Raw genomic sequence first — 26,258 nt, 5'->3', positions numbered from 1 at the left:
GAAACCCGCGCCGGATTTATAGCCGACTCGTTCCTAGAGGCGCCTGTGAGTACGCGAACGAGTGCGCTCGATGCGGTCGTCTTCGGTGTCGACATTCAGAGCGGTGACGTGCGCGGTGACGCGCCATCGTACGCACTGGCGGTTTACGACGGCGACGATGTCAGCCGGGACGTCGTCTCCCACCGGAAACTCAGGCGGTTGATCGACGACGAGGAGCCGGCGATCGTCGCGACCGACAACATGTACGAGCTCGCCGCCGACAAGGATCAGCTGATCCACTTTCTCGGCTCGTTACCTGCCGATACGCGGCTCGTCCAGGTGACAGGTGCCGAACAGCCGGAGCCGCTGTCTCGCGTCGCGAAACGCCACGGGATCCCCTACGGGAAGGATCCGATGCAAGAGGCCGAAGCCGCGGCCCGGCTGGCCGCCCACAACGTCGGCCACGAAGTGTCGGCGTTTACCGATACGACAGAGGTCAAAGTCTCCCGAGGCCGTTCGACCGGCAGCGGCGGCTGGAGCGAGGATCGCTACACCCGCCGCATCCACGGCTCGGTCAGAAAACGGGCCCGCGAGGTCGAGTCGGCACTCGAAGAGGCGAACCTCGAGTACGAGCGAGACGTCCGCGAGGCCTACGGCGGCTTCGCCAACGCCGTCTTCACCGTCGAAGCGCGCCCGAGCGATATCCCCGTCTCGCGCAACCGGTCGGGCGACGTCCGCGTCGAAATCGAACGCGAGCGTCGCGACGGGATCGAGTTCCGGCCACTGGTCAAACGCCGTGACCACGTCATCGTCGGGATCGACCCCGGGACGACCACCGCCGTCGCCATCGTCAGCCTCGAGGGGGAGGTACTCGATGTCTGGAGTTCACGGACCAGCGACACCGCCGAGGTGATCGAGTGGATCGTCGAGCGCGGTCGGCCGATCATCGTCGCGGCCGACGTGACGCCGATCCCCGAAACCGTCGAGAAGTTCCGCCGGAGCTTCGACGCCGCAGCCTGGACGCCCACGCGGGACCTGCCGGTCGACGAGAAACAACATCGCACGCGCGAGCATCCGTATGAGAACGACCACCAGCGCGACGCGATGGCGGCCGCACTGTACGCCCTCGACGCCCACGAAGACCAGTTCGAGCGGATCGCCGCCAAGCTCCCGCCGGGCATGGATCGTGGCGAAGTCACTGCTCGCGTCGTCGCCGGCGAGGAAAGCGTCGAAGCCGTCCTGCGGGACCTGCGCGACGACGAGGGCGACAGCGAGGACGACGCGACCGAGCACGAGCCCCGCGAGCTTACCGCCGAAGAAAAGCGGATCAACTCCCTCGAGCGGCAGGTCGAGCGGCTCAAATCACACGTCGACACTCTCGAGGGGCGCGTCGAGGACCGCGACGAACGGATCAACGAACTCGAGAACAGCCTCAGCGGTGCCAGACGCCAGGAGCGCAAGGAAGTCCGCAAAGACCGCGAGGTGAGCCGCTTAGAGCGAAAGGCAAACCGGCTCGAGCGCGAACGCGACGAGGCTCGCGAGGAGGTCGAGGAACTCGAAAAGAAGGTCGAGCGGATGAAGGCCCTCTGGAAGCTCGATCACTCGAACTTCAGCGATGTCTCCGCGAAGAAAGAGGGGTTGGTCCCGGTCAAGGTCGTCGAGAAGTTTACGAAAGGCGCGATCCGCGAGGCCGACGACCAGTACGGCATCGCCAGCGGGGACGTGGTCTACATTCGGGATGCAAGCGGCGCGGGCCGGTCGACGGCCGAACTCATGGCCGAGTTCGACCCCCGCGTGATCCTCAAAGACGGCGGCCTCTCGGAGATCGCCGACGAGATCCTCTTCGACGCCGAGATCCCGGTCGGGCCCGCCGATGACGTCGCCATGCAGGAGGTCGACGAACTCGCCGTCGCCCGCGAGGACGACGTCGAGGCGGTCATCGACGACTGGCACGAGCGCGCCGAAGCCCGGAAACGGGATCGGAAAGCAGCGATGGTCGACCAGCTCATCAGCGAGCACCGCGCCGGGAACAACGAGGTCTGACGGGGTTCGAGTCGCTGTCCGTTACGATTCGGGACCGGGTTCGATCGGCGACAACACCTGTGGCACCTCCTCGAGCGCGACCTCCTCGGTCAGATCGTCGGTGTCGTCGACCGGCCCGTTGATGAACAGCGCGTGGGTGATGAGCGCGATCGCGACGCCGCCGAAGCCGACGATCGCAGCCAAAAACGAGACGGCGGTCGCGTAGCCGATGAGGGCTCCGAGGCCGAGGCTCGCTCCGATACCGCTCAAGACGAGGTCGTAGTACTGGAGCGTGTATTCCATACGGACAGTACGCGGCCCAAGCGCAAAACGCTTGACCCCCGGTTCCGGGTCGATCGCCGCTCGAGCGATCAGAACATCCCGAAGCTCTGGAGCATCCTCGAAACCAGGGATTTGACGACCAGTCCGAGGCCGGCGAGGATGAGGGCCATCCCCGCGGCGATCAAGAGGCTCTCGTACGCGACGAGTGCGATGCCGGCGAGCAAGAGCACGATTCCGACGACGCCGACCGCACCGAGGTTTCGTAACATATCCACGCGTCGAGAGCCAAGCGAAATAAGCAGCGTGGTTCCCCGCGCCGCTCGACAGCGGTCGCCAGTAGCCGAGACTGTCGGCTGTGCCCAACGAGAGGGCGAAGAAACGATAAAGGGTTAAACCGCTTGAACGCGAAGCCGCCGCCATGAGCGACGACGGAGATGGCGGTCGGAAGAACCTCCGGATGCCCGAGGACGACGAGGTCTTCGCGACCGTCACGAACATGCTCGGGGCGAATCGCGTGAAAGTACGCTGTGCCGACGGGAAAGAGCGCACCGCACGCATTCCCGGCAAGATGCAAAAACGCATCTGGATCCGCGAAGACGACGTGGTCCTCGTCGAACCCTGGGACTGGCAGGACGAAAAGGCCGACATCACCTGGCGCTACGAGAAAAGCGACGCCGATCAGCTCCGTCGCGAAGGACACATTCAGTAACCGCCGCTCGTTTTGCGTGGCTTCATCCTGAACGCAGTCGCGGGAGTCCGACCACCAACCCGTTCCGGTGCGGTATCAAAAGTACCATACCACCGCGCGACGCAGTGGAGCGTACTTAGGTGGTTTCCGTGACCAAGAAACAGGAATACAAAGACGACTATCCCGATAAGAAGCTGTACATTCCGGGGCCGACCGAAGTCCGCGACGACGTCATCGAGTCGATGTGCGAGCCGATGTTCGGCCACCGCATGGACCGCATGACCGACCTCTATACGACCATCGTCGAGGACACCAAAGAATTCCTCGGCACCGACAACGAGGTCGTCATCCTCACGGGCTCGGGGACGGAGTTCTGGGAAGCGTCGACGCTCAACCTCGTCGACGAGAACATCCTCGTCCCGACCTGTGGCAGCTTCAGCGAGCGCCACGCCAACGTCGCCGAGCGACTGGGCAAAAACGTCGACCGCCTCGAGTACGAGTGGGGCCAGGCCATCAAGCCCGAGGACATCCGCGCGGAACTCGAGGAAAGCGACACCGACTACGACGTGGTCGCAACCGTGATGAACGAGAGTTCGACGGGCGTGCGCAACCCCGTCGAGGAGATCGGCGACGTGATCGCCGACTATCCTGACACCTACTTCGTCGTCGACGCCGTCTCCTCGCTCGGTGGCGACTACGTCGACATCGACGAGCACAACATCGACGTGATCTTCGCCTCCTCACAGAAGGCCTTCGCCATGCCGCCGGGCCTGGCGATCTGTGTCGTCAGCGACGATGCCTACGAGCGCGAACTCGAGAAAGATTCGGCGTCGTGGTACGGCGGCTTCCAGCGGACGATCGACTACTACGAGCGCAAAGGCCAGACTCACTCCACGCCCGCGATCCCGATCATGCTGGCCTACCGCAAGCAGATGAAACACATGCTCGAGGAAGGTCACGACGCCCGCGACCAGCGCCACCGCGAGATGGCAGAGTACACCCGCGAGTGGGCCCGCGAGCACTTCGATATGTTCCCCGAGGAGGGCTACGAGTCCCAGACGGTGAGCTGTATCGAGAACACGCAGGGGATCGACGTCGCGGAAACCATCGAGACCGTCAGCGAGGAGTACGACTTCGTCTTCTCGAACGGCTACGGCTCACAGCTCGGCGAGAAGACGTTCCGCATCGGACATATGGGCGAACACGACCTCGAGAGCATCAAGGAACTCACCGACGCCATCGAGGACGTCGCTGGATTGTAATTGGCGCTCGAGCGTTCGGTTTCCGAATCGACGACCGTTATTCGACCCGGATTGAGCCGATCATCGTGGTCTCGTGTGGGTGACAGGCGTACTGCGTCATCTCAGGGCTGGCGGTAAACTCGAGGATCTGATCTTTGTCTGGCTCCGTGACCATAGGCGTCTCGAGCCCGTTAACGATTTCATCGCTGTCATTGCGGATTTGCAGATTGTGCATGGCACCGTCGCCGTCAGTCCAGCCGATCGAGTAGTCTTCGCCTTCCTGCAGAACGAGCGTTGGATTTTCGACGCCCTCGAGTGCGGCTGGCGAGAGTCCTTCCCAAGAGACAGTCTGGCCGCTGAACCGGATGTCCGCACCGGGCTCGAGTTCGACCGTCTTCCCGTACGTGTCCACGGTCTCGTCGGGCTCGTCGTCAGTGGTGGTATCCGACTCCACCACCGTCCCGTCACTGTCCACGATCACGATTTCGCCGACCATCGTCGTCTCGTGGAACTTACAGACGTACGTGGTCATCTCGCTGCTGGCCTCGAACTCGAGCCACTGGTCTCTGGGCTCGACGACGCCCTCCGTCGCGAGGTCGTCGACGACCGCGCCGTTGTCGTTACGGATTGCGATGTTGTGCTGGGCGCCGTCACCGATCGTCCAGCCCATCTCGTACGTTTCTCCTTCTGTGAGGACAAGCGTCGGATTCAACGCACCCTCGATCGAGGAGGGCGCGATCCCTTCCCAGCCGGCCGTCTGTCCGTCGAACTCGATCGCCGTTCCGGGTTCGATTTCGATTCCCTGGACAGTATTGTCGGTATCGTCGGCATCGCTCCCCTCACTGTCGTCGGTGCTGTTGTCGTCCGACTCGATGGTCCCGGCGTTGGTCGGGTCCGCATCGTCGTCACCGGTGCTGTCGTCCAGACAGCCCGCGAGTGATCCACTGGCGACCGCAACACCGGCGAGTTGTAATACTGTTCGCCGAGTGCGGAAAGTATCTTTCTCAGACATATTCAATCGCTTTCTCGCCAGTCGTATAAGTCTTCCTTACATACAAGTATGAAAATATTATGGCCACATAGCGGTCAGCAGACGGGAAAGAAGCACACAGACCGGAACCAGCCACAGCCTAAAGTCCCTTTCAAATAAGGGAAAATCGGTCAGGAGCAGCAATCGAGGGTCGTTATTCGACCGTGCTCTCGCCTTCCATCAGTGGGTGGGTTCACAGCGGTACACCGCCAGTTCGCTGCTGGCCGTACCCTCGAGGATTGCGCCCTCCCAGAGGGTAACCGCACTCGAGGCAGTGAAATCCGTTCCGCAACACCGTTCGACGGGTCCACTGATCGGAACAAATCGTACCTGATTTCGTAACAAGCTTGAACGCATTTATTTCCGAATTAAATGGGGGAGAGGAAATGGGAGATGCGACCGCGTTCGCTATCGGCGGTCATCCAGCGTTGGCGGAGAAAATACGGGAGAAGCGGAACGAACGGCGACGAATTCGATTCAGTCAGAGGTCGAATTCGACGTCGTAACCCAACTGGTTGTGGAGTTACTCGCTGGATTCGTTGCCGCTGCTACCGCTGCCACTTTCGACTTGCAGCTCGCCGACCATCGTCGTCGTGTGGAACTCACAGATGTACGTGGTCATGTCGCTGCTGGCCTCGAACTCGAGCCACTGGTCTTCGGGTTCTTGGGAGGAGGTTCCCTCCGTCTTGAGGTCGTTGACGACGTCGCCGCTGTCGTTACGGATTTCGATGTTGTGCTGGGCGCCGTCACCGGTCGTCCAGCCCATCTCGTACGTTTCTCCTTCCGTGAGGACGAGCGTCGGGTTCGTCGCGCCTTCGATCGAGGAGGGAGAGAGGCCTTCCCAGCCGCCCGTCTGCCCGTCGAACTCGATCTTTGCGCCAGATTCGATCTCCGCAGGGCCGTCGCTACCGCCGTTGCCGTTGCCGTTGCCGTTGCCGTTGCCTCCACCGCTACAGCCAGCGATGAGGGCCGTCGATGCCGCCGCACCCGTCAGCTTCAGCGCTGTCCGCCGCGAAACTGGATTGTCTTGTGCCATCAACGGACGTTTAGCCTGAGAACATAAAAATTGATACCTTCTTCTGCTAGAATGGTATGACAATACACACCACAATATAGCACTATCATCTACTATAGAGTGGTGCGGGACGGAACTGGTGCAGTGGCACCATAAATCACGCTTCGGAGCACGAACCGAAGGCGGTCGCCAGTTCACTCCGGTCGTTTAGACCGGGAACGGACAGAAAGTCGTCGGTCACTGAACTGCGAGCGTCTTCGGAACGCGTTGGCGATACCTTCACACCACTGACGAACACAAATCGACATCGATGAACAACTTTCGGACCTATTCGATCCAGTACGAGTCTCTTATCGACCAGTAACACGTCCTTTGGGGTCAGTACCCTGCTGATACCAAAATAGCGTGGGAGATATTACCAATCATGGTGGTGCCGAATCACTCAGCTGTGACGCGGCGACGACTCCTCGGCTCCGGGGCTGCCATCGCTGCGTCACTGATCGCAGGCTGCATCGGTGGGGAAGGGCCCGGAGGTGGCGACCGATTGCACTTTACGCAGGAGCAATCGCGCGAAGAACAGTTCGATCCCGTCGTCTCGAACGACGCCTACAGTTTTCAGGTGATTCAACTCGTCTTCGACGGACTCTACGAGTACGGCGAGGGCCTCGAGCTCCAGCCCAAACTCGCGACCGGCGAGCCGACCGTCGAGCGCGACGGCACACGGTACATCTTCGAACTCGAGGAGGGTGCGACGTTCCACAACGGGGACGAGGTAACTGCTGGGGACGTCGCACACTCGTTTACTGCACCCGTCGAAGAAGAGACGGAGAACGCCTCGGAGTACGACATGATCGAGAGCACCGAGGTTATCGACGACTATCAGCTCCAGGTCGACCTCGGGGAAGACCCGTACGGCCCGTTCGAACTCGCGACGATGGGCGTGACGGTCGTGCCCGAAAGCGTCCGCACCGAGGACCGCGAGGCGTTCAACACGGATCCGGTCGGCTCCGGCCCGTTCGAGTTCGCCGGCCTGCAGGAAAACGAGTACGTCGACCTAGAGCGCAACGACGACTACTGGGACGACCTCGAGCCGAACGTTCCGGAAGTCCGCTTCGTCGCCCACGACGACGACGCGGGCCGGGTCTCGGACATCCGGGCAGAGAACACCGACGTCATCGCCGGCGTGCCAAACGAAGACTGGGACGTCCTCGAGGACGAATCGGGCGTCTCCCTCTACTCGGCGGAGAGCCCGACGTTCATGTACATGGCGTTCAACTGCAACGAGGGACCGACGACGAATCCTGAGGTGCGCCGGGCCATCGCCCACTCGTTCTCGATGTCGGATTTCATCGAATCCAATGCGGGGAACGTGACCTCGCCGATGTACAGTCCAATTCCGCCGGTCGTCAACGAGGTCTGGGGATTCCCACAGGACGAGTATCAGGAGCTGCTCCCCGACTACGATCCCGACGGGGCGCAGTCGCTGCTGGACGAACACGCGCCCGACGACTTCACGCCGACGATCATTACGCCGGAGGGGATTCGCGCGCAGTTGGCCGAGCGGATCGCCACCCGACTGGACGAGATCGGCTACGGGGCGGACGTACAGGTGCTCGACTTCGCGACGCTGGTCGACACCTACACCAGCGGCAGCGCCGACGACTACCAGATGTACCTGCTGGGCTGGACCGGCGGGCCCGACCCGGATTACTACCTCTATCCGCTCTTTCACGAGAGTCAGGCCGGAGTCAATCAGGGTCACTACTACGCCGGCAGCAGCGGCTTCCACGCGGCGATCGCCGAGGGGCGCAACTCCGCCGGACAGGAGGAACGCTATGACATCTACGAGCCGGTCATCCGGGAGATCGTCGAACAGGTGCCCGTCCTCCCTGCATTCACCCAGGACAACACGATGGCCGCGCGCGACTACGTCCAGGGGCTACAGGCTCATCCGGAGGTGACGCGGAACCCGACGCTGGTCGCGGACTACACGAACGTGTCGCTCGAGTGAGCGGGCAGCCGGACAGCTTAGCTCGAGTTCGACGGCCCATGGCACCCCGCCGCTTCGGTCCAACGGCGTCGACCCAGTGCAAGCCAGACTCAGGGACCAATGAAGCTACTCAAGTACACGATATACAGGCTCTTGCAAGCGATTCCCGTCCTGATCGGGATCTCTATCATCACGTTCCTGCTCGCGAACCTGGGGCCGGGCGATCCGGTCAGCCTCATGTTACAGGGTCAAGAACACAGCGAGGAGCTGGTCCGGACGATCGAGCGACGCTACGGCCTCGACAGACCGCTCCACGAGCGCTACGTGACGTATATGGCCAACCTGCTGCAGGGAGATCTCGGTCAAAGCATCTACTACCAGCGGCCCGTCACCGATCTGATGCTGGACCGACTCGGGCCGACGCTCCTGTTGGTCCTCTCGGCGTACGCGTTCGCGCTGGTGACAGCGATCCCGCTCGGCATCGTCGCCGCCGACCGGCGCAACGAGCCGACCGATCACGCCTCGCGGCTCGTCGCGCTCGTCGGCGTCAGCACTCCGTCGTTCTGGATCGGCATCGTCCTGATCCTGGTCTTCGCGGTCCAGCTCGGCTGGCTGCCCTCGAGCGGGCTCATCTACCCGTGGCGACCGCCCAGTTCCTACCACGGGATCGATGGCCACCTCGAGCTGTACTATCAGTCGCTGCGCCACCTGCTGTTGCCGATGATCGCGCTGGGAACCCTGCAGATGGCGACGATCATGCGCGTCGAGCGCACGCAGATGCTCGAGTCACTGCAAGGTGAGTACGTCAAGCTGGCCCGGGCCTACGGCGTGCCTGAACGGACGATCCTCCGCAAGCACGCGTTTCAGGTGGCCCAGCTGCCAATTATCACCATCGTCGGCCTCAACCTGTCGACGGCGATCGGCGGCGCGGTCCTGGTCGAGACGGTGTTCAACATCAACGGCATGGGCCAGCTGTTCGTCGAGGCGATCCAGCGCAACGACTACCAGCTCGTCATGGGCGTCACGATGGTGCTCGGCACGCTGTTCGTGATCGGCGTCATCATCACGGACATCTCGTACGCGTACGTCGATCCGCGGGTCACCTACGGAGAGGGAGAATAACGATGGCAATCGGCGACTCATCGCTCGAACGCGACACGGGCGCAGTAACCGACGAGGACGATGTCGAGGCCCGCGTTGGCTGGCGCTACACCGTCGCGCGGATCAAGCAGGATACGACGGCCCGGTGGGGGCTGTACATCGTGGCGATCGTGATGTTCGTCGCGGTGTACGCCCTCGTCGACAGCAACCTCTCGCGGCTCACGTTCGGCCAGGTCTCGGATTACACGTTCGCGAGGCTGTTGCCGATCTTCGACCACCCCACGCACATCCCGCCGCCGGGCGAGGGAACCCAGCATATGCCGCCGTACTTCCCGCTGGCCGAGCAGTCGTGGAATCCGTTGCCGGCGGGTGGGACGCTCGAGCACCCGCTCGGTACCGACCACACCGGCCGCGACTACTTCACCAGGGTCGTCTACGGCACGCAGGTGTCGGTGTTCGTCGGACTCGTCTCGACGTTCATCGGCCTCACCGGCGGGACGGCAGTCGGTGCCGTCGCGGGCTACTACGGCGGGAAGGTCGACGACGTTCTGATGCGACTCGTCGAGACGGTGTATGCGATCCCGCCGCTGATCCTCATTATCGTCTTCACCGTCTTCGTCGGCGGGGCGAACATCTGGTATGCGGTACTCGGCGTCGGCATCGCCTTCGTTCCCGTCTTCGCCCGGATCATCCGGAGCCGGGTGCTGAGCATCCGCGAGATGGACTACATCGAGGCGGCCCGGGCAGCCGGCGTGAAAGATCGAGACATCATCCTGCGACACGTCGTTCCGAACAGCTTCGCGCCGGTGCTGGTGTACGCGACACTCCAGATCGGCGTGACGATCCTCATCGTCGCCGGGCTCTCGTTTCTCGGCTACGGTGCACAGCCGCCGACTCCTGACTGGGGACAGATGCTCAAGGTCGCACACGACAGCTACATGCACTCGAACGTCTGGCTGTCGATCTGGCCGGGACTGGCGATCATGATCACCATCATGGGCTTCAACCTGTTCGGCGACGGGCTGCAGGACGCCCTGGACCCGCGAATCGAGGACTAACCATGCATTCGGACCCACTCCTTCGCGTCGAGAACCTCACGACACAGTTCTTCACAGAGGCAGGTACAGTACACGCCGTCGACGGCATCTCCTTCGAGGTCCACGAAGGCGAGATCGTCGGCCTCGTCGGGGAGAGCGGCGCCGGGAAAAGCGTCGCCTCGATGAGTCTCATGGGGCTCGTCGAGAGCCCCGGCGAGATCGTCGCCGGCGAGATCAGCTACAGGGGCGAGACGATCATCGCCGTCGAGGAGGGACCGGACGGCCAGCCCCGGAGACGGGACGACGCCCTCTCGAACGAGGAACTCCGGACCCGGATCAGGGGCAACGAGATCGCGGTGATCTTCCAGGATCCGATGGAGTCGCTCAACCCCGTCTTCACCGTGGGCGGCCAGCTCCGGGAGTTCATCGAACGGAACCGTGGGCTGGCAGAAGACGAGGCCCGCGAGGAGGCGATCGAGATGCTCCGGGAGGTCGGCATCCCCGATCCCAAGCAGCGATACGAGGAGTATCCCCACCAGTTCTCCGGCGGCATGCGCCAGCGTGTGCTCATCGCAATGGCGTTGGCCTGCGAGCCCAGCCTCATCATCGCCGACGAGCCGACGACCGCGCTCGATGTCACCGTCGAGGGGCAGATCATCGACCTCGTCGACGAGCTGCAGGAGAAGTACGGGACGAGCGTCATCTGGGTCACGCACGATCTGGGCGTCGTCGCCGAGATCTGCGACCGCGTGAACGTCATGTACCTCGGCGAAATCGTCGAGCAGGCACCGGTCGACGAGCTGTTCTACGACACCAACCATCCCTACACGAACGCCTTACTGAACTCGATTCCCCGACCCGACCGAACCGTCGCACAACTCGAGACGATCGAGGGCGTGATGCCCGAAGCGATCGACCCGCCCTCGGGCTGTCGGTTCCATCCGCGCTGTCCCGACGCGCGGGCGGTGTGTGAGCGGGTCCACCCGGAGACGATGGTCGTCGCCGACGCCGACGGCGAGCCCCACCGCGCGGCCTGCGTGAAACACGACGCCTTCGACGTCGACTACGACGGGAGCCCGCCGCTCGAGGGGGCAGGTGGCGACAGACGGAGCGAGCCAAGCGAGACGCCGGCATCGGAACTCGCGGCGAACCCGGCCAGCGACGACGGCGGAGGTGACGGGCATGAGTAGCGGGCTTCGGCTGGACGAGGAACGCGAGTACGACCGGGACGGCCCGCTGCTCGAGCTCGAGGGCGTTTCGAAACACTTCGACCAAGAATCGGGGCTGCTCGCAGGCCTGCAGTTCGATCCCAGCGAGTTCCCGCCGATCAGCGTCGACCGCGAGCGGGTGTCGGCAGTCGACGACGTCTCGCTTGCGATCCAGCCCGGCGAGACGCTGGGGCTCGTCGGCGAGAGCGGCTGTGGCAAGAGCACGCTCGGACGGACGATCCTGCACCTGCTCGAGCCCACCGAGGGAGACATCTACTTCAAAGGGGAGAACCTGGCCGACCTCGGCGGCGAGGCGCTCAGACAGCGTCGGTCGGACATGCAGATGATCTTCCAGGACCCTCAGTCCTCGCTCGATCCCCGAATGAAGGTCGGGCAGATCATCGAGGAACCGATGCGGGCCCACGACATGTTAGACGACGAGAGTCGGCGCGCCCGGGCGAAGGACTTGCTCGAGAAGGTAGGGCTCGACCCGCGCCACTACAACCGGTACCCTCATGCCTTCTCCGGCGGGCAGCGCCAGCGCATCAACCTCGCGCGGGCGCTGTCGGTCGACCCGGACTTCGTCGTCTGTGACGAGCCCGTCTCCGCGCTGGACGTCTCTATCCAGGCGCAGGTGCTGAACACGATGGAGCGATTGCAAGACGAGTTCGGGCTGACGTACCTCTTTATCGCCCACGACCTCTCGGTGATCCGTCACATCAGCGACCGCGTGGCGGTGATGTATCTGGGCCACATCGTCGAACTCGCCGACAAGGAAGAACTCTTCGAGAACCCCCACCACCCCTACACGAAGGCGTTGCTCGAATCGATCCCCGTTCCCGATCCGCGGGAAACCGGCTCGCGTGGGGTGCTCGAGGGCGAGGTTCCGAGCCCGGTCGATCCGCCCTCGGGCTGTCGGTTCCGGACGCGGTGTCCGCGCCTGATCAAACCCGACAGGTATAGCTGGACCGACGAGGAGTGGACGCAGACGCGGGCGTTCATGCGAGCGGTCAAACGACGGACGTTCGAACCGACGACGGCCGCGCGGATCGAGGCCGAGTTCTTCGATGGGAGCCCCCCACGGGGCGAGGCGGGCGCGGTCGTCGAGGAGGCGATCGATCTCGTCGCCACCGACCGCGGTGCGGACGCCGACAGCGACGACGACTCCAAGCGGTGGACGGCAGCGACCGACCTGTTGCTCGAGGCCTTCGCCGCGGAGAGCATCTGTGCCCGCGAGCGACCGGCCTACGAACTCGAGGCCGAATACGGCGACGGCGACCACATTACTGCCTGTCATCTTCATCGGTGACCGGACCGTCCCTAATGTCGGTTTTTGTATGGTTGTGAATCGATCCCGAACCACAGAATTTTGGCTCGGAGAATTTGACGAATTCTGGCTCGAGACGGGTCAGGAGTTCAGTTCACTCGATGGCGAAATCGTGACCATCGCCGTCGAACATACACGATCTTTCATCTCGAAAACCCTTAAGTACGCCGCTTTCTTCTTTACTCATGTATGAGTAAGATTCTCGCCACCGTCACGGCAAGCACGCAGCGAATCGCAAAGGCACGACGAACGATCGCCCACTCCCCCGAACTCGGCGACGACCAGGCGACGGACGAACAGGGCCGTCCCGCGACTCGTATCTCGCCGGGTGGCTTCCTCACCGGGTGATACGATCTGCTGTCCCGAGTGACCGGTGAGACCGCGACCGCCTGCGGTCCCACCGTTACTGACAGACAGGAGTCCGTATGCAGACTCGAGTCGATGACCGACCTTCCCTCTCTTTCCCTCGATTCCGATCGATCAATCCGCACGCAGTCATCCGTCGCCGAGTGTGACTCACCGGGCCACTACGTCGGGAGTCATACCGACAGCCGACACGAGACATCGCTATTGACGGGTTACTCGAGCACAGACGACGGTCGCTTGAGATAGACGTCCTGTTCGGTCACGCGCTGATAGACGTCATACAGCGTCTCCACCGCCGCCTCGTCGGGTGTGAACCGAATGTGAGGCGCAGTGTGATAGCCACGGCAACTGATCAGGAAGAAATACAGCGTCCGGTGGTGAGCCGGCGTCGCGTCGACGACGCCCATCGATCGGCCGCCGAGGTCGTCCGAGAAATCGTTAAGCAGGGCTGCGATATCGTCGTGTAACTGCTCGTCCGGTCGATATTGGGGTATTCCGAACGACCGCTGCATGTACGTCGTCGCCGCCTCGAGAAACGGGTTCGCGTCCAGGCCCGTCGGATCGACACCCTGAAACGTCTCGTATAGCTCGAGAATTGTCGACAGTTCCGTCCGTGTGATCGCAATCGGCAACACGGGATCGCCGCGTGGCAGCGAGTAGTCGGGAAACGAGTGTGACCTCGGGTCCGGAAGCTGATCGAACAGTTGCTCGAGCGACATGTGCAATGCTATGTCATAGAGTGCCAAACGATTACCGGTGTGAACGCGACTCAGACGTGAGCAACGGATGGACGGGACAGCACAGCGGCCAGTCGTGACTGTTGAACTGTTAGTTTCGGTCGCGATCGACGTCGCGACCGGTCTCACCGAAGAAAATCCCGATCCCACCCCCCGTTATCGCCAGGCCGGCAGCGTCGGTGCATCCTCGGCCTCCATGGACAGCCAGGCACCGTCGGCGGAGATATCCGCAATGACGTACTCGTCGCTCGCGGCCGTCGAATCGATCGAACCGACGATCGTATCGTCGGACGCCATGGCGTTGGGGGATGTTGCCATGATAGTGAGTCACACTCACTAGTATATAAAGTCGTCGAAGTTGACTATCCGATCGCAATACTGATCGGAAATCGGACAGAGACTGGGTGTGAAACACTGGGTTTATACTCATTTTAGCCGTACGGTGGGGATATGAACGTAGCCGACGCGATGACGCCTCGCGAGGACGTGGTGACCGTCGATCTGCCGGGCACCCGGACCGACGTGCTCGAGTATCTCCAAGAGCAGTCGTTCTCGTCCGTGCCGGTCGTCAAAGAGACCGACGACGGGCTCGAGTACCGCGGACTGGTCACGCGGGAGACGCTGATCGAACAGCCTGACGAGGACCAGCTCGTCATGCTGATGGAAGAAGACATGCCGACGACGACGGCTGAGACGAGCCTCGAGGCCGTCGCTCGGACGATGGTCGAAGAAGGTGCACGGCGCGTGCCCGTTGTCGACGGCGAGTTCGAGGGGATCGTCACGGTGACGGACGTGATCCACGCGATCGCGACGGGCGATCAGGAGACCGATGCCACCGTCGAATCCTACGTCAGCGAGGACGTGAACACGACCTACGAGGGGGCACCGCTGCCCGTCGCCGAACGGGGACTCTCCTACGCGAACGTCCCCTACACCGTGGCACTGGACGACGACGGTCGGATGAGCGGGATCCTCACGGAGGTCGACATCATCGACGTCGCCCGGATCGTCGAGGGGGAGGAGTCGACCGGTGACAACTTCGGCGATCAGGACGACGACTGGTCGTGGGAAGGGATCAAGGCCGTCGGCAGCCGCTATCTCCCCACGCGGGACATCGAGATCCCGACCGGGCCGGTCCAGGAGTTCATGAGCGACGACGTGGTGACGGTTGCAGTCAGTACGTCGGTACAGGAAGCCGCACAGCGGATGATCAGCAACGACATCGAACAGATCCCGCTGGTCACGGGCGAAGACCTCGTCGGCATCGTCCGTGATATCGATCTGCTGGAGGCACTGTATGAGTGAGCAACAACACACGGACGACGGCAGCGACAGCACGAGCGAGAAACTGGTCGAACTGGCCAAGCGACGCGGCTACTTCTTCCAGTCGTCGGGCGCCTACGGCGGCGTCGGCGGCTTCTACACCTTCGGCCCGCAGGGTGCAGCCCTGAAAGGCAACGTCGAGGACGCCTGGCGCGACCGCTTTGCCGTCGCGGAGGGTAACATGGAGATCGACGCGCCGACGATCATGCCTGAACCCGTCTTCGAGGCATCGGGCCACCTCGACGGCTTCGACGACATGCTCGTCGAGTGTCCCGACTGTGGCGAGAGCCACCGCGCCGACCACATCGTCGAGGACAACACGATGTACGAGGACGCCGAGAGCCTCGAGATCCCCGAAGTCGAGGAGGTCATCGCCGAGTACGAACTCGTCTGTCCCTCCTGTGGTGCCGGGCTGGCAGGCCAAGCTGTTGAGGACTTCAACCTCATGTTCGCGACGAACATCGGCCCCGGCGACTCCGATCCCGGCTACCTGCGCCCCGAGACCGCACAGGGCATCTTCGTCGAGTTCCCCCGCCTCAAGGAGTACGCGCGCAACCAGCTCCCCTTCGGCGTCACCCAGATCGGTCGTGCGTATCGCAACGAGATCAGCCCGCGGCGATCGATCATCCGGACCCGCGAGTTCACACAGGCCGAACTCGAGTACTTCATCGATCCCGAGGTCGACGAACCGGACCTCTCGAGCGTCGAGGACGTCGAAGTCACCCTCTACCCGGCCAGCGAGCAGAACGAAGAGGACGGCGAGGCCTTCGAGACGACGATCGGCGCAGCCGTCGACGAGAATATCATCACGGACCCGTGGGTCGCGTACTTCCTCGGCGTCGCCAAGCCATGGTACGAGGCGGTCGGCGTCGACATGGACCGATTCCGCTACCGCCAGCACTTAGCTGGCGAGCGGGCCCACTACGCCAGCGACTGCTGGGACGCCGAAAGCGAGATCGACGGCAACTGGATCGAGATGGCCGGCTTCGCCCATCGAGGCAACTACGACCTCTCGAAACACGCCGAACACTCCGGCGACCGCTTTACCATCTTCCGGCAGTACGACGAGCCACAGACCGTCGAGCGCGCCACCGTCGACCCCGACATGAGTTATCTCGGGCCCGAATTCGGCGGCGACGCACAGGCCGTCGTCGGCAAACTCGAGGACCTCGCCGCTCGCGACCGCGAGGCGTTCGAAGGCGAGACCGTCGAATTCGAACTCGAGGGTGAAACCCACGAGATCCCCGTCGAGAAAACCGGCTTCGCGGTCGAGGAACAGACCGAATCCGGCGAGCACATCACCCCACACGTCGTCGAACCCTCCTTCGGTGTCGACCGGCTGGTCTACACCGTCCTCCACCACGCCTACCGCGAGGACGAAGTCGACGGCGAGGATCGCACTTTCCTCGAGCTCGAGCCGGAAGTCGCGCCGATGTTCGTCGGCGTCTTCCCGCTACAAAACGACGACGACCTCGAGGCCCAGGCCGACGGGATCGTCGAGGACCTGCGCGAGGCAGGTCTGTCGGTCACCTACGACGACTCGGGCAACATCGGTCGGCGCTACCGCCGCCAGGACGAGGTCGGCACGCCGTTCTGTGTGACCGTCGACTACGAGACGATCGAAGACGAGGAAACAACGGTTACGGTCCGTGAACGAGATACGACCGACCAGAAGCGACTCCCGGTCGACGAACTCGCCGAGACGCTGTCGGCGATTCGAGCTGGCGACCTCGAGTTCGAAGAACTGTAGCAGCTACAGTAGCAGTGGTAGCGGTACAGGTTTTGTTGTCTCTGCGAGTGAACCGAAGGGTAAACGAGCAGGCCGACGACCGATGTGAAGGCCCCTTCGGGGCCGAAACGGAGGGAGGAGGCTTTTGATCAACCTTTTACCGAGGGACGCCGCGAGCGAGGCGCTTCGTGCCTCGCTCGCGGCAGACCGCAGTGTAAAAGGTTGGAGGTGATCGACGGACTGAAGGTCATCTCTCTCGAGCCACGACATAATGGCCGACGAACTGAAGCGGCGACTCGTCCACGCCAGCGGCTCGGGGCTTGTCGTCCTCTATCTGCTTGCCGACGCCCTCGAGCTCGGACTCACGTGGTTCCGGTTTCAGCTCTTGCTGATTCTGCTCGCGACCGGGGCGCTCGTCCTCGAGTTTCTGCGACTCCAGGTCGGACTCAACTGGCGGCTCTACGACGTGCTCACCCGGGAGTACGAGCAGGACAACCCCGCTGCCTACGCGCTGTATCTGATCAGTATGGCTGCCGTCGTGGTGGTCTTCGAGCCGGATATCGCCCTGCCGGCGATGTTGATGCTCGCGCTGGGCGATCCGATCAGCGGCACGGTCTCGGACAACACCCTCCAGCGGGTCAAGCCGCCGAAAGTGCTCATCACGATGTTTCTCGTCTCGACGGTCGTCGCGATCCCGTTCCTGCCGCTTGCGGTCGCGCTGGTCGCCGCCCTCGGCGCGACGATCGCCGACGGCGTCACCCTCGAGATCCGCACCTACATCATCGATGACAACCTGACGATCCCGATTTATGCCGCTTGTCTGGCGTGGATGGCACTCGAGGTCGTGCCGCTGTAGGCCCAGTCGCGACCGCACAGTGCGGACGGCCACAGGACGTGAGTTGTGAAGCGAAAGCGGACATCGACCGGTTCCGGTATCGGCAAGGTCGTACCGTTCTGAGTCGCTCAAGGCAGCCGCGCGCAAACGAACGAGAGAACCGTGTCACGTCTGGGAACGAAGCGTCGACTCGCAACCGTCCGCGGATTTCTGGCGGACGGGCGCGGAGGGATTTTGGTTGCCGTCGCCGCCGGCTGGTTCCTCTCGATCGGCGTCCGACTCGCGTATCCGGTGTTGCTCCCGTATCTCCGGGAGAGCTACGGCCTCGATCTGACGACTGCCGGCTTCCTGCTGACTGCACTCTGGCTCTGTTATGCGCTCGGACAGCTCCCGGGCGGACTGCTTGCCGACCGATTCGGTGAAGGAAACGTTCTCGTCGCGAGCACCGTGATTTCGGCAGTGACACTCGGTCTCGTCGCTGTCGCTGGCTCCGCGCCGGTCGTCTATCTCGCGACGGCGGCCTTCGGCTTCGGGACGGCGCTGTACGGCGTCGCCCGGTTTACGACGCTGTCGAATATCTACCCCGACAACGACGGGACTGCGATCGGGATCACGATGGCGGCGGGTCAGGTCGGCAACACCGTCCTCCCGCTTGCGGCTGGCGGCATCGCCTCGGCGTTCGCCTGGCAGTACGGCTTCGGCCTCGTCGTCCCGGCGTTCGTCGCCGTGGCGATCGGCCTCCGGCTCGTCGTCCCCGCACGTACCTCGAGTACGACCAGTGCCGTCGATAGCGTCTCGCTCGAGACGGCACGCTATGTCGGTTCGCAACTGCGCCGGCGGGAGATCGTGACCGTGACCGCGATCCAGATCCTCACCTACTGCGCCTGGCAGGCGTTTACGGGCTTCTATCCGACCTACCTGATCGAGATCAAGGGCTTTTCGGAGGGGGTCGCGACCGGGCTGTTCAGCGCCTTTTTCGCGACTGGGATCGTCGTCCAGCCGTTGACTGGTCGGCTCTACGACCGGTTCGGCATCCGGACGGCGCTGCCACCGGTGCTGGGCGTTATCGTCGTCTCGCTGGTCGCGTTGCCGTTTCTCGAGGGCTTTTGGCCCATCGCCGTCGGGACTGTCTTTCTCTCGAGCATCCTCGGCTACGGGACGATCACCCTGCCGTACATGACGACGGCGTTTCCGTCGGATATGCAGGGGACGGGGCTCGGATTCTTGCGGACCGTCTACATGACCACCGGCGCGGCGAGTCCGGTCCTGTTCGGTGCGCTCGCCGACCGGGGCTACTTCGACGAGGCGTACCTCGTGCTGGCCGGCCTCGTCGTCGTCGCGATAGCCTTGACGCGGTGGCTTCCCACACTATCGGAACAGTGACAGTGGCCGAACGAAGCGAAATGCTGCGTTCGTTGTCCTCATGCGTTCAACCGCCAGAGCTCGAAATTGAGGATGGCTGCGAACGTCACCCACGCGAGATACGGGACCAGCAGCGCCGCCCCACGGCGGTCGACCCGTCGGAACGCGACGATCGTCCCGACGACGAGTCCCCAGAGGACGACGATAACGCCGAGGGCAGCAAGCGGCGCCTCGAGCGCAAAAAACGTCGGCGTCCAGACAACGTTGAACAGCATTTGTGCGCCGAACAGCCCCAGCGCGAGCCGCCGACCGTCGGCATCGCTGCGCCAGACGAGCCACAGCGCAACGCCCAGCAGGGTAAACAGCAGCGTCCAGACGACCGGAAACGCGATCGTCGGCGGGTAAAACCACGGTTTCTCGAGGGCGCGAAACCACGGCGTATCGGGCGATCCGATCGCGCTCGGTGCCGCCCCGACGAGGTTGACCAGCAGGACGAAGCCGACCGCGGTGAGGATCGACCCGAGGTCCGGCAGGCGTTGGCGGATCGTTCGGGTTTCCATGCGGCAGTGTAGGCTGTCTCGATGTATATATCAGCAGCCTAACCGACCACGAGTCAGCCAGCACCAGCGGCTACTGCAGCCGCGAGACCACTTTCACTCCGCTATCTCAATCCTTAACAGCGCCCGCGTCGAATCGCAGCCAATGGCAACGACGGACGAGGACGTCGCGTCGATCGAGCATCCGTTGCTCGAGCCCGACTTTCTAGAACGCCGCCTCTACCAGCTGAAACTCGCGGGGACGGCCGCGAACCACCACACGCTCGTCTGTCTCCCGACCGGGCTCGGGAAGACGACGGTGAGCCTGCTGGTCACGGCCCGACGGCTCGAGGAGGTCGGCGGCAAATCCCTGATGCTCGCGCCGACGAAACCCCTCGTTCAGCAACACGCCGATTTCTACCGGGAGGCTCTCCAAATCCCCAACGAGGAGATCGTCGTCTTCACCGGCGACGTGAGCCCGGACGACCGCGCCGAGCTGTGGACGGAGGCAACGGTCGTGATGGCGACCCCACAGGTGATCGAAAACGATCTCGTCGGGAGCCGCGTCTCGCTTGCGAACGTAAGCCACGTCACCTTCGACGAGTGCCACCGCGCGACCGGCGACTACGCCTACAACTACATCGCCGAGCGGTACCACGCTGACGCCAACGCACCGCTGGTGACGGGCATGTCGGCCTCGCCCGGCGGCGACGAGGAAGCCATCCTCGAGGTCTGTGAAAACCTCGGCATCGCGGAGGTCGAGGTGATGACCGAAGAGGACGCCGACGTCGACGAGTTCACCCACGAGACCGAGGTCGAGTGGGAGCGCATCGATCTGCCCGACGCGGTCATCGAGATTCGGGATACGTTGAACGAAGTCATCAAAGACCGCCTCGAGAAGCTCAAAGAACTGGGCGTGGCGAAGTCGACCCAGCCCGATCAGTCCCAGAAGGATCTCAATCGGATGCGCGCGGAACTCCAGCAGCTGATCAACAACGACCAGTCGGAGGGGTTCGAGGGGATGTCGGTCCACGCCGAGGTAATGAAACTCCGACAGGCGGTCACGCTGGTCGAAACCCAGAGCGTCGAAGCTCTGCGCCGGTACTTCGAGCGCCAGCGCAACCAGGCTCGCTCGTCGGGCGCGTCGAAGGCGAGCCAGCGGATGGTCTCGGACCCGCGCGTCCGTGAGGCCATGCGGAAGGCAGAGAGTTTCGACGAGCTCCACCCCAAATACCGCAAGACCCGTATGCTGCTGGCCGAGACGCTGGGGCTCGAGGGCGGCGAGCGCGTGATCGTTTTCACCGAGTCCCGCGACACGGCAGAAGCGCTGACGGACTTTTTGAGCGAGAGCTTCGACGCGAAGCGCTTCGTTGGACAGGGCGACCGCGAGGGTTCAGACGGCATGACCCAGAAGCAACAACAGGAGGTGTTAGACGAGTTTCGGGCGGGCGAGTTCGAGGTGCTCGTCTCCACGTCGGTCGCGGAGGAAGGACTCGACGTTCCGGAAGTCGACCTCGTACTCTTCTACGAGCCCGTCCCGACCGCGATCCGCTCGATCCAGCGCAAGGGTCGAACGGGTCGTCAGTCTGAGGGGCGCGTCGTCGTCCTGATGGCCGAGGACACCCGCGACGAGGCCTACTTCTGGATCTCCCGGCGGCGCGAAAAAGAGATGGAAAGCGAGTTACGCGACCTGAAAGGGATGGCCGACGAGCTCGAGGACGAACTCGACGACTCCCAGCAGTCACTGGCCGATTTCGAGGCCGGAAGCGACAGTGAGCGCGGAGTGAAAGTAGACGAGGACGACGGAAAAGTCGACGCCGTCGGCGATTCTTCCACCGGAAGCGGAGGGGTTGCAGATCAGCCCGGTTTACAGGAGTTCGCCGACGCAAAGTCGGACCCTGACGAGGACAGCGAGGTCGAAACGCACGAACCACACGCCGACGGCGACGCCGTCGAAATCGTTGCGGACCAGCGCGAGATGGACGCCAACATCGCCCGCGACCTCTCACGACGCGAAGAGATCGACGTCCGCCTCGAGACGCTCGCCGTCGGCGACTACGTCCTCTCGGATCGAGTGGCCGTCGAGCGCAAGTCCGTCGCCGACTTCGTCGACTCGCTGGTCGGGGGCGACCGGTCGGTCTTCGAGCAGGTCGGCGCCATGGCGCGACACTACTCGCGACCGATCGTCGTCGTCGAAGGCGACGGGCTGTACGAACAACGCGACATTCACCCGAACGCGGTTCGGGGCGCGCTCTCGAGTCTCGCGGTCGACTTCGGCGCGAGCGTTCTGCGGACCGAAAGCGAAGCCGACACGACGGAACTGCTGGCCGTGATCGCCGGTCGGGAACAGGCGACCGCCGACCGGGAGGTGTCGGTCCACGGCGAGAAAGCCAGTAAGACCCTGAGCGAGCAACAGGAGTACGTCGTCGCCTCGATCGCCGAGATCGGTCCCGTCACCGCGCGCTCGCTCCTCGAGGAGTTCGGCACGGTCGAGGGCGTGATGATCGCGACCGAAGACGAACTGCAAGCAGCTGACGGCGTCGGGCAGGTGACCGCCGAGCGGATTCGAGAAGTTATCGGAAGCGACTATACTGGGTAAGACAGGAGCGGCACGGCGATTAGTCGCTCGCGTCGGATGCGATGGCGTCCTCGCCGGTGGGAACGGAGCCTGCTGTACCCTCCACGCGGGTGACGATCCGTTCGGCACCGATAACGCTCCCGAGAGCGAGGAGAACGCCCGCGAGAACGTCGATCAGCCAGTGGATCCCGAGGTACATCGTCGAGAACACGACACAACTCGTCACGAACGACGAGATCCCGAACCACCGCGGGTATTCCTCGCGTGAGCGCCAGGCGAACAGCATGACGACGACTGCCAGCGACGTATGGAGCGAGGGGAAAACGTTCGTGTTCGCCGACACTGCCGCCGTGACTTCCTGTGTTTGTGGGTAAAACGAGTACATCAGGCCGTCGACGGACGAGAGGTGATTGCGCGGCCCGTAGACGATAAAGAGCGTATACAACAGGGTCCCGATGAAGTAGTTCAGCAGGTACGCGATGAGCAGTTCTTTCAAATGTCGCTGGGTGGGCAACAGGAAATACAGGACCAGGGCGGTCACCAGCAGGAACGGGAACCCGAACATATACATCGCCGAGAAGAACTCGAGTGTCGCCTCGGGGACGACGTCTTGCATCACCGCGACGAACTCGCCTTCGATGGCGTAGATTTCAGCGGTGAGATCCCAGTCGAGCGCGCGCGAGAGCCGTAAACTGTGGCCGTGAGTCGCCCGCTTGCCGAGGAAAAATAGTGCCGTGACGCCAACGTACGGCGAGATTTCGGTGAGTCGACGATCGTAGTCGGTTGCCGTCCGCTTCAAAGCGGTTCGATCGAGACAGATCACGCAAGTCCCGAGCAGGCCGATACAAACGACGAGTACCGTGAGTGAGACGACGAATCCAAGTGCCATCGGTAGGGTCTCCTCTCTCCGTGGGTCGGTGAGTGACCGCGGGTCGGTAGCATGGAGGGCGAAATCGGAGTCTACCCGGCGCACGACCGACACAGCGGTCGATCTGACTCACTTCGATCTGTGTCACAGCACACCATACTATCAAATATATATCTAGTGATTTGGATTTTGTCTGTCATATTGGGCGTAGAGAATCGATTACAGGTCGATGGAGCAACACACTCACAGCAGAGAAAGTCAAGAAAATCCAGGAAGCAGTACGACTGTCTCGAGCGCCGTCGGCTGTCAGCGCAGGGTCGACAGCGTCTCGCCGGCCTCGCGCGCCGCCTCGAGACACTCCCGTGCGTATCGTGGGTCGTCCGTCGCGGCTGCCTCGGTGGCGAACTTCTCGAGCGTGCGGACGAGCGCGTCGTGAGCGACGTGAAGGTCGCCGTCAGCTGATTGTGAGGGCGACACAGGAGTCCGAGATGGGGCGCTCGGCTCGCTCGCTCGACTGTCGGCAGTCGGACTCGAGACATCGGAGCCAGCTGTCCCGACATCGGACTGAGGTGTGGACTGGCGCTCGTCCTGAGATTGTGTTGCGCCGGGGGACGACGCCCGCTGGCCGATTGCATCCGGCTTGGTGTCTGGCGTCTCCGACGTGGCTTCTGTCGTCGTCTCGATCGGTGCAGTATCGGTGCGATCATCGGCGGCAGACTGTGCCGTCGCAGACTGCTCCGTGGACGACTGTTCGTCAGCCGGCTGGGCCTCGAGGTCGGTTCCCTCGACAGCATCGGGGTTGCCGTGGCAACTGGGACAGAACGTGGTGCCGTCCATCTGGAACAGCGGATCGCCGCAGGTCCCACAGTGGGTGTTGGTCATCGTTGCGCCCTTGAGCAACAGATCGCTCATTCGCTGGGTGGCCTTGCGCTCTTGTTTGTCGCGTTCGTACTTCTCGCGGAGTTTCTCGCGCTCTGCTTCCTTGTCGAAGTCGCTCATATCCACCTAGAGGTGTCGGAGCGTCGAAAAAGCTGCGACAGCGAGATTCCTGGGCCGTGACAGTGGCACTTACGTCTCGAGTGTGGTTTCGACGGCGTCGACAGCCGCTTCGGGAGTGTCGACAGGCTCGAGGTCGACACCAGCGTCGGTGACGTCGTGAGCCTCGAGTCCGACGACGGGTCGGTCGTAGATCCCGGCGAAGCCGAGTTCCGAGAGGGTGCCGACGCCCCCGGCGAGTGCGATGACGGCATCACCATTTAGTGGGACGAGTGCATTTCTGGCGTGGCCCAGCCCGGTCGCGATGGGAACGTCGACGTAGTCGTTTGCCTGCTCCCGGCGCTCGCTCGGCAGGATGCCGATCGTCGTTCCGCCTGCGGCTTTCGCGCCCCGACAGACCGCTTTCATGGTGCCGCCGCGACCGCCACAGACGACCGTGTGGCCGCGTGCGGCGAGTTCGCGGCCCACCGTCTCGGCGCGAGCCGCCTGTTCGTCGGTGATCGTTCCGCCGCCGATGACGCTGACGCGCATACTCGAACGGGCGCAGGCATCGGCCATGATCGGTTCGGTCTCGAGGCGCGTCTGGAGACGCGACTGACGGTGCCTCGATGACGGGTCGGCTCCGAGCCCGTCGCAGGGAACGACAGTCATCGAATTCTCATATCATCAAACTCGTGTGAGGTTGGAAATTCCGACGGATTTAACGTGTGGGATGGGGAAGCATTACGTGGTATGACGAAAGTGAGCGTGGTCGGCGCGGCCGGCACCGTCGGGGCCGCTGCAGGCTACAACATCGCGCTTCGGGACGTTGCGGACGAGCTCGTGTTCGTCGACATTCCGGACAAGGAAGACGATACGGTCGGACAGGCCGCCGACGCCAACCATGGCGTGGCTTACGACTCGAACACGACGATCCGACAGGGTGGCTACGAGGACACCGCGGGCTCGGATGTCGTCGTCATCACGGCGGGGATCCCGCGCCAACCCGGCCAGACCCGGATCGATCTGGCCGGCGACAACGCACCGATCATGGAGGACATCGGCTCTTCGCTGGCCGAGCACAACGACGACTTCATCACCGTCACCACGTCGAACCCCGTCGACCTGCTCAATCGGCACCTCTACGAGACGGGTGACCGCGCCCGCGAGAAAGTGATCGGCTTCGGCGGTCGCCTCGACTCCGCGCGCTTCCGGTACGTGATTTCCGAGCGCTTCGACGCCCCCGTCCAGAACGTCGATGCGACCATCCTCGGCGAACACGGCGACGCACAGGTCCCCGTGTTCTCCAAAGTACGAGTCAACGGACAGGACCCCGAGTTCGACGAGGACGAAAAAGAAGAGCTACTCGAGGAACTCCAGACGTCGGCGATGAACGTCATCGAGAAGAAAGGCGCGACGGAGTGGGGCCCGGCGACCGGCGTCGGCCACATGGTCGAGGCCATCCTCCGTGATACCGGCGCGGTGTTGCCCGGCAGCGTCAAACTCGAGGGTGAGTTCGGCCACGAGGACACCGCATTCGGCGTCCCCGTCAAACTCGGCGCCGACGGCGTCGAGGAGATCGTCGAGTGGGAACTCACCGAGTTCGAGCGTAACCAACTCGGCGAAGCCGCTGAGAAGCTCTCCGAACAGTACGACAAGATCGCGTAATCGACGATCGGTGCGGATCGGTTTTTGCTGTCGTCAGGGGATTAGCTGCTCGCCGTCGTCGTCGTAGACTGTGATCGCGTCGACGGGACAGGTCCGGGCGGCGAACTTGGCGTCGAGTTCCGCGTCTTCGGGCACCTCGCGGACGAAAACGCCGTCCTCGACTTCCTCACTTCCCTCGAGGACGGCCTTGCCCTTCGATTTGTCCTCCTCGAAGGCGTCCCATTCGGCGACACACTGGAACATCCCGATACAGGTGTCCTCGTTGTATTCGATCTTCATGGGCAGCGTTTGGAGCGGTCGCGGTAAATCGGTAGCGGTCATCGACGGGCTCGAGGGAACGCTTTTCCAATCGCTCACCGAA

26 protein-coding genes are annotated in these 26,258 nt (G+C 63.1%); 15 read left to right on the top strand and 11 right to left on the bottom strand.

Annotation, left to right across the window (positions count from 1 at the left end; translation table 11 throughout):
• Positions 1 to 45: 45 nt before the first annotated feature.
• Positions 46 to 2,022: a DUF460 domain-containing protein gene (locus ACERI1_RS07015; protein ID WP_373617364.1), complete on the top strand. Its 1,977-nt coding sequence runs from the start codon at positions 46 to 48 to the stop codon at positions 2,020 to 2,022.
• A gap of 21 nt (positions 2,023 to 2,043) precedes the next feature.
• Here the strand turns inward: ACERI1_RS07015 and ACERI1_RS07010 are convergent, their stop codons facing one another.
• Both ACERI1_RS07010 and ACERI1_RS07005 read right to left on the bottom strand, forming a co-directional pair.
• On the bottom strand, positions 2,044 to 2,304 hold the full coding sequence (locus ACERI1_RS07010) for a hypothetical protein (protein ID WP_373617363.1): 261 nt from the start codon (positions 2,302 to 2,304) through the stop codon (positions 2,044 to 2,046).
• A 68-nt stretch (positions 2,305 to 2,372) separates the two neighbouring features.
• Positions 2,373 to 2,552 (bottom strand): hypothetical protein, encoded by a 180-nt coding sequence (locus tag ACERI1_RS07005; RefSeq protein WP_373617362.1) that lies wholly within the window; start codon positions 2,550 to 2,552, stop codon positions 2,373 to 2,375.
• A gap of 149 nt (positions 2,553 to 2,701) precedes the next feature.
• On the opposite strand from ACERI1_RS07005, the gene eif1A reads away from it, so the two are divergent.
• Both eif1A and ACERI1_RS06995 read left to right on the top strand, forming a co-directional pair.
• Positions 2,702 to 2,992 (top strand): translation initiation factor eIF-1A, encoded by a 291-nt coding sequence (eif1A, locus tag ACERI1_RS07000; RefSeq protein ID WP_179261859.1) that lies wholly within the window; start codon positions 2,702 to 2,704, stop codon positions 2,990 to 2,992.
• A gap of 128 nt (positions 2,993 to 3,120) precedes the next feature.
• Positions 3,121 to 4,233: an alanine--glyoxylate aminotransferase family protein gene (locus tag ACERI1_RS06995; protein WP_373617361.1), complete on the top strand. Its 1,113-nt coding sequence runs from the start codon at positions 3,121 to 3,123 to the stop codon at positions 4,231 to 4,233.
• A gap of 37 nt (positions 4,234 to 4,270) precedes the next feature.
• Here ACERI1_RS06995 and ACERI1_RS06990 read toward each other — a convergent pair whose 3' ends face one another.
• Positions 4,271 to 5,224: a plastocyanin gene (locus ACERI1_RS06990; protein ID WP_373617360.1), complete on the bottom strand. Its 954-nt coding sequence runs from the start codon at positions 5,222 to 5,224 to the stop codon at positions 4,271 to 4,273.
• Between the two features lie 541 nt (positions 5,225 to 5,765).
• A complete protein-coding gene (locus ACERI1_RS06985; protein WP_373617358.1) occupies positions 5,766 to 6,278 on the bottom strand; it encodes a twin-arginine translocation signal domain-containing protein in 513 nt (170 codons plus the stop codon).
• A 403-nt stretch (positions 6,279 to 6,681) separates the two neighbouring features.
• Here ACERI1_RS06985 and ACERI1_RS06980 point away from each other — a divergent pair, with 403 nt between their 5' ends.
• The 6 genes from ACERI1_RS06980 to ACERI1_RS06955 all read left to right on the top strand — a co-directional run bounded on the left by ACERI1_RS06980 (position 6,682) and on the right by ACERI1_RS06955 (position 13,268).
• Positions 6,682 to 8,268 carry an ABC transporter substrate-binding protein gene (locus ACERI1_RS06980; protein ID WP_373617357.1) on the top strand — a complete coding sequence of 529 codons (1,587 nt, stop codon included), beginning with the start codon at positions 6,682 to 6,684 and terminating at the stop codon, positions 8,266 to 8,268.
• Positions 8,269 to 8,367: 99 nt separating this feature from the next.
• Positions 8,368 to 9,369 (top strand): ABC transporter permease, encoded by a 1,002-nt coding sequence (locus ACERI1_RS06975; RefSeq protein WP_373617356.1) that lies wholly within the window; start codon positions 8,368 to 8,370, stop codon positions 9,367 to 9,369.
• Positions 9,370 to 9,371: 2 nt separating this feature from the next.
• The gene (locus ACERI1_RS06970) at positions 9,372 to 10,406 is read left to right on the top strand and encodes an ABC transporter permease (protein WP_373617355.1); all 1,035 of its coding nucleotides are present in this window, start codon (positions 9,372 to 9,374) and stop codon (positions 10,404 to 10,406) included.
• 2 nt (positions 10,407 to 10,408) lie between these two features.
• Entirely contained in the window at positions 10,409 to 11,575 is a 1,167-nt protein-coding gene (locus tag ACERI1_RS06965; RefSeq protein WP_373617354.1) for an ABC transporter ATP-binding protein, read from the top strand.
• Positions 11,568 to 12,902, top strand: coding sequence for an ABC transporter ATP-binding protein (locus tag ACERI1_RS06960; RefSeq protein WP_373617353.1), 1,335 nt, complete (start codon positions 11,568 to 11,570; stop codon positions 12,900 to 12,902). Before ACERI1_RS06965 ends, ACERI1_RS06960 begins: the two co-directional genes overlap by 8 nt.
• Before the next feature lie 207 nt (positions 12,903 to 13,109).
• Positions 13,110 to 13,268, top strand: a complete 159-nt coding sequence (locus ACERI1_RS06955; protein ID WP_373617352.1) for a hypothetical protein — start codon at positions 13,110 to 13,112, stop codon at positions 13,266 to 13,268.
• Positions 13,269 to 13,498: 230 nt separating this feature from the next.
• On the opposite strand, the gene ACERI1_RS06950 is transcribed toward ACERI1_RS06955, so the two are convergent.
• Together ACERI1_RS06950 and ACERI1_RS06945 are read right to left on the bottom strand one after the other, a co-directional pair.
• Positions 13,499 to 14,005: a hypothetical protein gene (locus tag ACERI1_RS06950; RefSeq protein WP_373617351.1), complete on the bottom strand. Its 507-nt coding sequence runs from the start codon at positions 14,003 to 14,005 to the stop codon at positions 13,499 to 13,501.
• A gap of 174 nt (positions 14,006 to 14,179) precedes the next feature.
• On the bottom strand, positions 14,180 to 14,341 hold the full coding sequence (locus ACERI1_RS06945; RefSeq protein WP_373617350.1) for a hypothetical protein: 162 nt from the start codon (positions 14,339 to 14,341) through the stop codon (positions 14,180 to 14,182).
• Positions 14,342 to 14,473: 132 nt separating this feature from the next.
• Between ACERI1_RS06945 and ACERI1_RS06940 the strand changes: the two genes are divergently transcribed.
• The 4 genes from ACERI1_RS06940 to ACERI1_RS06925 all read left to right on the top strand — a co-directional run bounded on the left by ACERI1_RS06940 (position 14,474) and on the right by ACERI1_RS06925 (position 19,293).
• Positions 14,474 to 15,328, top strand: coding sequence for a CBS domain-containing protein (locus tag ACERI1_RS06940; RefSeq protein WP_373617349.1), 855 nt, complete (start codon positions 14,474 to 14,476; stop codon positions 15,326 to 15,328).
• Complete coding sequence (gene glyS / locus ACERI1_RS06935; protein ID WP_373617348.1) at positions 15,321 to 17,096, top strand: glycine--tRNA ligase; 1,776 nt, start codon at positions 15,321 to 15,323, stop codon at positions 17,094 to 17,096. Before ACERI1_RS06940 ends, glyS begins: the two co-directional genes overlap by 8 nt.
• Positions 17,097 to 17,346: 250 nt before the next feature.
• Positions 17,347 to 17,931 carry a dolichol kinase gene (locus ACERI1_RS06930; protein WP_373617347.1) on the top strand — a complete coding sequence of 195 codons (585 nt, stop codon included), beginning with the start codon at positions 17,347 to 17,349 and terminating at the stop codon, positions 17,929 to 17,931.
• A 141-nt stretch (positions 17,932 to 18,072) separates the two neighbouring features.
• Entirely contained in the window at positions 18,073 to 19,293 is a 1,221-nt protein-coding gene (locus ACERI1_RS06925; protein ID WP_373617346.1) for a nitrate/nitrite transporter, read from the top strand.
• A gap of 38 nt (positions 19,294 to 19,331) precedes the next feature.
• On the opposite strand, the gene ACERI1_RS06920 is transcribed toward ACERI1_RS06925, so the two are convergent.
• The gene (locus ACERI1_RS06920) at positions 19,332 to 19,832 is read right to left on the bottom strand and encodes a TspO/MBR family protein (RefSeq protein WP_373617345.1); all 501 of its coding nucleotides are present in this window, start codon (positions 19,830 to 19,832) and stop codon (positions 19,332 to 19,334) included.
• Positions 19,833 to 19,974: 142 nt separating this feature from the next.
• On the opposite strand from ACERI1_RS06920, the gene ACERI1_RS06915 reads away from it, so the two are divergent.
• The gene (locus ACERI1_RS06915) at positions 19,975 to 22,407 is read left to right on the top strand and encodes a DEAD/DEAH box helicase (protein ID WP_373617344.1); all 2,433 of its coding nucleotides are present in this window, start codon (positions 19,975 to 19,977) and stop codon (positions 22,405 to 22,407) included.
• A gap of 19 nt (positions 22,408 to 22,426) precedes the next feature.
• On the opposite strand, the gene ACERI1_RS06910 is transcribed toward ACERI1_RS06915, so the two are convergent.
• From ACERI1_RS06910 to ACERI1_RS06900, 3 genes are all read right to left on the bottom strand, one after another.
• The gene (locus ACERI1_RS06910; RefSeq protein WP_373617343.1) at positions 22,427 to 23,275 is read right to left on the bottom strand and encodes a phosphatase PAP2 family protein; all 849 of its coding nucleotides are present in this window, start codon (positions 23,273 to 23,275) and stop codon (positions 22,427 to 22,429) included.
• A 285-nt stretch (positions 23,276 to 23,560) separates the two neighbouring features.
• Positions 23,561 to 24,253, bottom strand: coding sequence for an Sjogren's syndrome/scleroderma autoantigen 1 family protein (locus ACERI1_RS06905; RefSeq protein WP_373617342.1), 693 nt, complete (start codon positions 24,251 to 24,253; stop codon positions 23,561 to 23,563).
• A 69-nt stretch (positions 24,254 to 24,322) separates the two neighbouring features.
• Entirely contained in the window at positions 24,323 to 24,781 is a 459-nt protein-coding gene (locus ACERI1_RS06900) for a TIGR00725 family protein (RefSeq protein WP_373617341.1), read from the bottom strand.
• A gap of 201 nt (positions 24,782 to 24,982) precedes the next feature.
• Here ACERI1_RS06900 and mdh point away from each other — a divergent pair, with 201 nt between their 5' ends.
• Entirely contained in the window at positions 24,983 to 25,897 is a 915-nt protein-coding gene (mdh, locus tag ACERI1_RS06895) for a malate dehydrogenase (RefSeq protein WP_373617340.1), read from the top strand.
• A 33-nt stretch (positions 25,898 to 25,930) separates the two neighbouring features.
• On the opposite strand, the gene ACERI1_RS06890 is transcribed toward mdh, so the two are convergent.
• On the bottom strand, positions 25,931 to 26,176 hold the full coding sequence (locus ACERI1_RS06890; RefSeq protein ID WP_373617339.1) for a ferredoxin: 246 nt from the start codon (positions 26,174 to 26,176) through the stop codon (positions 25,931 to 25,933).
• Positions 26,177 to 26,258: the final 82 nt, after the last annotated feature.

It is taken from the genome of Natrinema sp. HArc-T2, assembly GCF_041821085.1.
In the GTDB taxonomy this organism is placed as follows: Archaea; Halobacteriota; Halobacteria; order Halobacteriales; family Natrialbaceae; genus Natrinema.
Note: the sequence above shows the minus strand (reverse complement) of the source record. Positions and strands in the feature narration are given on the sequence as shown.

What these genes read in the sequence shown, in the direction of transcription:
- eif1A (WP_179261859.1), top strand. Translation starts at nt 2,702, where the DNA reads ATGAGCGACGACGGAGATGGCGGTCGGAAGAACCTCCGGATGCCCGAG.
- ACERI1_RS06920 (WP_373617345.1), bottom strand. Translation starts at nt 19,832, where the DNA reads ATGGAAACCCGAACGATCCGCCAACGCCTGCCGGACCTCGGGTCGATC.
- ACERI1_RS06900 (WP_373617341.1), bottom strand. Translation starts at nt 24,781, where the DNA reads ATGCGCGTCAGCGTCATCGGCGGCGGAACGATCACCGACGAACAGGCG.
- ACERI1_RS07010 (WP_373617363.1), bottom strand. Translation starts at nt 2,304, where the DNA reads ATGGAATACACGCTCCAGTACTACGACCTCGTCTTGAGCGGTATCGGA.
- ACERI1_RS06955 (WP_373617352.1), top strand. Translation starts at nt 13,110, where the DNA reads ATGAGTAAGATTCTCGCCACCGTCACGGCAAGCACGCAGCGAATCGCA.
- ACERI1_RS06990 (WP_373617360.1), bottom strand. Translation starts at nt 5,224, where the DNA reads ATGTCTGAGAAAGATACTTTCCGCACTCGGCGAACAGTATTACAACTC.
- ACERI1_RS06915 (WP_373617344.1), top strand. Translation starts at nt 19,975, where the DNA reads ATGGCAACGACGGACGAGGACGTCGCGTCGATCGAGCATCCGTTGCTC.
- ACERI1_RS06965 (WP_373617354.1), top strand. Translation starts at nt 10,409, where the DNA reads ATGCATTCGGACCCACTCCTTCGCGTCGAGAACCTCACGACACAGTTC.
- ACERI1_RS06945 (WP_373617350.1), bottom strand. Translation starts at nt 14,341, where the DNA reads ATGGCAACATCCCCCAACGCCATGGCGTCCGACGATACGATCGTCGGT.
- ACERI1_RS06980 (WP_373617357.1), top strand. Translation starts at nt 6,682, where the DNA reads ATGGTGGTGCCGAATCACTCAGCTGTGACGCGGCGACGACTCCTCGGC.
- ACERI1_RS06970 (WP_373617355.1), top strand. Translation starts at nt 9,372, where the DNA reads ATGGCAATCGGCGACTCATCGCTCGAACGCGACACGGGCGCAGTAACC.
- ACERI1_RS06975 (WP_373617356.1), top strand. Translation starts at nt 8,368, where the DNA reads ATGAAGCTACTCAAGTACACGATATACAGGCTCTTGCAAGCGATTCCC.
- ACERI1_RS06910 (WP_373617343.1), bottom strand. Translation starts at nt 23,275, where the DNA reads ATGGCACTTGGATTCGTCGTCTCACTCACGGTACTCGTCGTTTGTATC.
- ACERI1_RS06985 (WP_373617358.1), bottom strand. Translation starts at nt 6,278, where the DNA reads ATGGCACAAGACAATCCAGTTTCGCGGCGGACAGCGCTGAAGCTGACG.
- ACERI1_RS06890 (WP_373617339.1), bottom strand. Translation starts at nt 26,176, where the DNA reads ATGAAGATCGAATACAACGAGGACACCTGTATCGGGATGTTCCAGTGT.
- mdh (WP_373617340.1), top strand. Translation starts at nt 24,983, where the DNA reads ATGACGAAAGTGAGCGTGGTCGGCGCGGCCGGCACCGTCGGGGCCGCT.
- ACERI1_RS07005 (WP_373617362.1), bottom strand. Translation starts at nt 2,552, where the DNA reads ATGTTACGAAACCTCGGTGCGGTCGGCGTCGTCGGAATCGTGCTCTTG.
- ACERI1_RS06960 (WP_373617353.1), top strand. Translation starts at nt 11,568, where the DNA reads ATGAGTAGCGGGCTTCGGCTGGACGAGGAACGCGAGTACGACCGGGAC.
- ACERI1_RS06930 (WP_373617347.1), top strand. Translation starts at nt 17,347, where the DNA reads ATGGCCGACGAACTGAAGCGGCGACTCGTCCACGCCAGCGGCTCGGGG.
- ACERI1_RS06950 (WP_373617351.1), bottom strand. Translation starts at nt 14,005, where the DNA reads ATGTCGCTCGAGCAACTGTTCGATCAGCTTCCGGACCCGAGGTCACAC.
- ACERI1_RS06905 (WP_373617342.1), bottom strand. Translation starts at nt 24,253, where the DNA reads ATGAGCGACTTCGACAAGGAAGCAGAGCGCGAGAAACTCCGCGAGAAG.
- ACERI1_RS06940 (WP_373617349.1), top strand. Translation starts at nt 14,474, where the DNA reads ATGAACGTAGCCGACGCGATGACGCCTCGCGAGGACGTGGTGACCGTC.
- glyS (WP_373617348.1), top strand. Translation starts at nt 15,321, where the DNA reads ATGAGTGAGCAACAACACACGGACGACGGCAGCGACAGCACGAGCGAG.